Here is a 5,291-nt window from a genome sequence, read left to right on the forward strand (position 1 = left end):
AGATGTGTATAAGAGACAGTTATTCAACTGGGCGTTGAAAAAGTGGCTATCAGCTCAGCAGCGGTAGCAAACCCGGAATTTATTGAGCAGGCGGCTAAGCGTGTTGGCAGTCAGAGTGTGGTGGTCGTTCTGGACGTAAAGAAAACGGGTTTATTGCGTCGTTATGAGGTGTTTACTCAAAATGGCCGCGCCTCAACCGGCCTATCTGCTGTCGATTTTGTTGAAAAAATGGAGAAATTAGGCGCTGGTGAGATCGTGATTAACGCGATTGATCAGGATGGCTTAATGCAAGGGTATGATTTGAGCTTAATAGAGGCCATTCGCAAGTGTACTAGTCTTCCGATCACGGCATTGGGGGGTGCTGGCTCACTCACAGATATTGAAGGTTTGATTCAGAAATTTGGCATTATTGGGGCTGCAGCCGGTAGTCTATTTGTGTTTAAGGGTAAATATCGGGCAGTATTGATTAATTACCCCTCTAGAAGTGATAAGGATGCCCTTATTAGGGCAGGAATGGGTCGTTCATGAAGCAGGTCCTGCAAAGCTTAAAAACGGGAGCCACTGAATTGGCGGATATACCGTGCCCAATACCCGGGGCAAAGCAGCTTTTAATTCGCACGAGTAGGTCACTGGTGTCTGCAGGCACAGAACGGATGTTGGTCGAATTTGGCCAGGCTAGTTGGCTAGAGAAAGCGCGCTCTCAGCCAGACAAAGTCAAAATGGTCATTGATAAGATTAAGACCGATGGATTATTGCCCACCATTGAGGCGGTTCAAAATAAATTAGATCAACCCCTTGCGTTGGGGTATTGCAATGTTGGGACTGTGCTTGAAGCCGGCTCTCAAATGAGTGGCTTTGTATTGGGCGATCGTGTTGCCTCCAATGGCAAGCATGCTCAAGTCGTCTGCGTACCAGGCAATCTATGCGCAAAGATTCCGGAATCGGTGAGTGATGATGAGGCAGCTTTCACGGTCATTGGATCTATTGCCTTACAGGGTATTCGTCTTGCCAATCCTACTTTGGGTGAAACCATTGTTGTTACGGGCCTAGGTTTAATTGGTTTAATTGCGGTGCAACTTCTCAAGGCAAATGGTTGTCGCGTTATTGGGATTGATTTTGATCCTCTGAAATTAAAGTTGGCGGAGCAATTTGGTGCTGAGGTAATAGATGTATCAAATGGGCAAAGCCCAGTAGATACCGCTATGACCTACTCGCGATGTAGGGGAGTAGATGCTGTCATCATTACCGCATCATCCCAAAGCAATGATTTAGTACATCAAGCCGCTCTGATGTTGCGTAAGCGTGGACGAATTGTTTTGGTTGGAGTCGTGGGCTTAGAGTTGTCCCGTGCCGACTTTTATGAAAAAGAACTGAGCTTTCAGGTGAGTTGCTCTTATGGTCCAGGTCGATATGATGCCAGCTATGAAGAGCATGGTCATGACTACCCAGTGGGTTTTGTCAGGTGGACTGAGCAGCGCAATTTTGAGGCGGTTCTCGATATGATGGCTTCTGGAAGGTTGGATGTAAAGCCGCTCATCTCACACCGTTACGCCCTAGAAAATGCTAATCAAGCGTACGAGCTCATTACCTCGAATGAATCGTCATTAGGCATCTTATTTGAGTACCCCAATTCTTCTTTGATTGCTGATGAAGATCTACGAGGCAATCAAGTCGATTTGACTGGTAATAAGTTAAAGTCGAGTTCTTCAATATCTACTAAACCTCAAAAAGCTTCCGTAGGATTTATCGGCTCAGGTAATTATGCAATTTCAGTATTGATCCCCGCTTTTCAGAAGGCGGGTGCACATTTGCTATCTATTGCTTCGCGCACTGGGGTATCTAGTGTCTATGCGGGCAAAAAGTTTGGATTTACTTCAGCAGCCACAAATGCAGAAAATGTGATCCAAGATCCGCAAGTAAATACTATTGCAGTAGCGACGCAGCACGATAGCCATGCGCAATATGTAATGGCAGCTTTGGCCTCCCAAAAAAATGTTTTTGTAGAAAAGCCTTTATGTCTAAATCTAGAGCAGTTAGGGCAAATTCGTGATTTGTATCTTAGTGTAGATGCTGATAAGCGACGACACCTCATGGTCGGATTTAACAGACGGTTTGCACCACATATTCAGAAAATGAAAGCTCTCATTAAAGATGTCGGCGTACCCAAGTCGTTTGTGATGACAGTCAATGCTGGTCGTATTGATGGCTCGCATTGGACCCAGGATGGCCAAGTTGGCGGCGGCCGCATTATTGGAGAGGCATGCCACTTTATTGATTTAATGCGCTATTTGGCAGGCTCTCAAATTACCGAGCATTCGGTTCAGTCTATGAGCGCTGCTGGAGCTTTGGCGCCTGCAGATTCTGTCATGATTGGGCTTAAGTTTGCCGATGGATCAATCGCTTCGATTCAGTACTTGGCCAATGGCAGTAAAGCGTTTCCGAAAGAGCGTTTAGATGTTTTCTGTGGCGGGAAAATTCTTTCACTTGATAACTTCAGGAAGCTAAGAGCTTACGGCTGGCCTGGTTTTAAAAGCATGAATCTCTTTCGGCAAGATAAAGGTCAACAAGCTTGCGTTCAAGCGTTTATAGATGCGATCGAGCGGGGTGGACCAACGCCCATCCCGTTTGAAGAGATTGAAGAAGTATCTAGAGTAACTCTTGAGATCGCCCAGGAGGCGCATTGAGTTCGGCTAAAAAAGCCTTGCTGTATTGGAATACTCTTCGTTACCTTAAGCCGATTCAAATTTATCGCCGCTTTTGGTTTCGTTACTATCAGCCATCTCTCAATTGTGATTTACCTAAGATTCATCTCTCTAAACCTAAGGGTATTTGGCAAAGACCAGTAGCTCATGGTCAGTCATTAATAGATAAAAATACTTTTTGCTTTTTAAATCAAACGCAAGAAATTATTGGGGGCAATGGGTGGAACGACCCGAAGATGCCAAAGTTATGGCTTTATAACCTACATTATTTTGATGACCTGAATGCGCAAAAGGCATCTGATAGGCTTGAGTGGCATCACCAGTTAATTTCTCGCTGGGTTGAAGAGAATCCACCCACCCAAGGCAATGGCTGGGAGTCCTACCCAAGTTCATTGAGAATGGTCAATTGGATTAAGTGGGCATTAGCTGGAAATAAGCTTGGTACGGCGGAGATTGAAAGTCTCTATTTACAAGCAAGGTGGCTAACCAGTAGAGTGGAATGGCATTTGCTAGGTAATCATTTGTTAGCCAATGCGAAAGCTCTGATATTTGCAGGAACTTTTTTTGATGGCGATGAGCCGCAAGGTTGGCTAAGCCTTGGAAAAAGAATTTTTGAGAAGCAAATTCCTGAGCAAATTTTGGCTGACGGAGTGCACTTTGAGCGCAGCCCTATGTACCACGCCATTATTCTTGAGGATGTTTTGGATTTAGTCAATTTAGCCCAGACTTTTCCAGACAGGTTGAGTGCTCACTTTTTAGCCTCAATGAAGGCCATTGCCAAAACCATGCTAATGGCATTTGAAACATTAAATCATCCTGATGGAAAAATTAGTTTTTTTAATGACGCTGCATTCGGAATTGCTGGATCTCTCTCTCAGTTAGACAGCTATGCTCAATCATTAGGTATTGATACTAAAAAAATGGGTATTGAGCGCCAACAATCCAATGGACTTTCATTGGCCCATTTGCACAAAGCTGGATATATCCGGCTCGAAAACAGTGAGGTATGTGCACTTTTGGATGTGGCTGAAGTTGGCCCAGATTATCTACCCGGACACGCTCATGCGGATACCCTTTCATTTGAGCTATCTATTTTTGGTGAGAGGCTGATTGTGAATGGCGGAACCTCTACCTATGCTGGGGCATTACGGCCTTACGAACGCTCTACAAAAGCCCATAGCACGGTTGAGATTGATGGAAAAGACTCTTCTGAAGTCTGGGGTCATTTTAGGGTGGCCAATAGAGCCGAACCCGTGGACTTATCAGTCGCCAATACGAAGCAAGGATTCGAGATTTCCTGTGCACACAATGGCTATCAAAGGCTGATCTCTGGGTTGATCCATGGCCGAACCTGGAATATGTCAGCGAAGGCTCTGGTGGTCAGTGATAGAGTTTACAGAGACGAAGTAAAAAATGCTAAAACTCTCCCGAGATCGGTCGCAAGATATATCTTGCATCCTTCGGTCAGAATTTCATTGGTTAATATAAATCACTGGGAGTTGCAGCTACCCACTCAGGGTCTTGTTCAGTTCATAGTTCATACTGGTAATGCTTACCTTGAGAAAAGTACTTATTCTCCAGAGTTTGGAATATCACAGGAAACACAATGTGTGGTTGTTGAGTTAGTTGGCGATAGCGCATTAAGTTCGCAAGTACAGCTTGATTGGGGTTAATGTGCACATTCTTTTTTTAACAGATAACTTTCCCCCTGAAGTCAATGCGCCAGCTAGCCGTACATTTGAACATTGTCGTGAGTGGGTTAAGTTGGGTGAGCAGGTAACTGTGATTACTTGTGCCCCAAATTTTCCGAAGGGAGAAATTTTCCCAGGATATAAAAATCGCTTGTGGCGTACTGAAACCGTTGAAGGTATTCGAGTAATTCGGGTTTGGTCTTACATTACTGCCAATGAAGGCTTTGTGAGGCGTAGTTTAGATTACGCGAGCTTCATGGTAACAGCCACAATTGCCTCTTCATTTGTGAAGAAGGTAGATGTTGTGATTGGCACATCTCCTCAGTTCTTCACAGTTTGCGCTGCCTACGTTGTCGGACTTATGAAGCGTGTGCCTTGGATTTTTGAATTGAGAGATATTTGGCCCGCATCTATAAAGGCAGTTGGATCAATGGGTGATGGATTTCTGTACCGCACACTTGAGCGTTTAGAGCTATTTCTCTATAAAAAAGCCAATCGCATCATTGCATTAACCCAGTCATTTAAAAAAGAATTAGTCTTGCGAGACGTCCCAGCGAAGAAGATTGATGTAATAACCAATGGAGTGGATTTAAGTTTATTTAAACCTTGCAGTAAAAACCAAGCTCTCTTAAAACAACTAGGGCTCGAGAATAAATTTGTTGCCGGCTATATTGGCACCATTGGTATGGCCCACGGGCTTGAAACATTAGTTGAGGCAGCCGAGATTATTCAGAATACTCAAAACCCAGAAAGCGACAATATCAAGATTCTTATCTTGGGAGATGGGGCGAGAAAAGAAGCTTTAAAGCAATTGGCCAAAGATAAAAATTTGGAAAACCTGATTTTTATAGATACCGTTTCTAAAGCTGAAGTAGCTGATTACTGGTCTTTATTAGAC

4 protein-coding genes are annotated in these 5,291 nt (G+C 44.2%); all 4 read left to right on the top strand.

The genetic code is table 11. The annotated features are described in order from the left end of the window. Positions 1–27 precede the first annotated feature (27 nt). Positions 28–528: a HisA/HisF-related TIM barrel protein gene (locus KIH43_RS05725; RefSeq protein ID WP_297718671.1), complete on the top strand. Its 501-nt coding sequence runs from the start codon at positions 28–30 to the stop codon at positions 526–528. After that, positions 525–2,684 carry a bi-domain-containing oxidoreductase gene (locus KIH43_RS05730; protein ID WP_297718663.1) on the top strand — a complete coding sequence of 720 codons (2,160 nt, stop codon included), beginning with the start codon at positions 525–527 and terminating at the stop codon, positions 2,682–2,684. The genes KIH43_RS05725 and KIH43_RS05730 overlap by 4 nt, the downstream gene beginning before the upstream one ends. Further along, entirely contained in the window at positions 2,681–4,375 is a 1,695-nt protein-coding gene (locus KIH43_RS05735) for an alginate lyase family protein (RefSeq protein WP_297718666.1), read from the top strand. The genes KIH43_RS05730 and KIH43_RS05735 overlap by 4 nt, the downstream gene beginning before the upstream one ends. 1 nt (position 4,376) lies before the next feature. Then, on the top strand, positions 4,377–5,291 hold a 915-nt coding region (locus tag KIH43_RS05740; protein ID WP_297718669.1), incomplete at its 3' end, for a glycosyltransferase family 4 protein.

It is taken from the genome of Polynucleobacter sp., assembly GCF_018500155.2.
Lineage (GTDB): Bacteria > Pseudomonadota > Gammaproteobacteria > Burkholderiales > Burkholderiaceae > Polynucleobacter.

Coding starts and splice junctions, on each gene's coding strand:
- KIH43_RS05730 (WP_297718663.1), top strand. CDS start 525: ATGAAGCAGGTCCTGCAAAGCTTAAAAACGGGAGCCACTGAATTGGCG.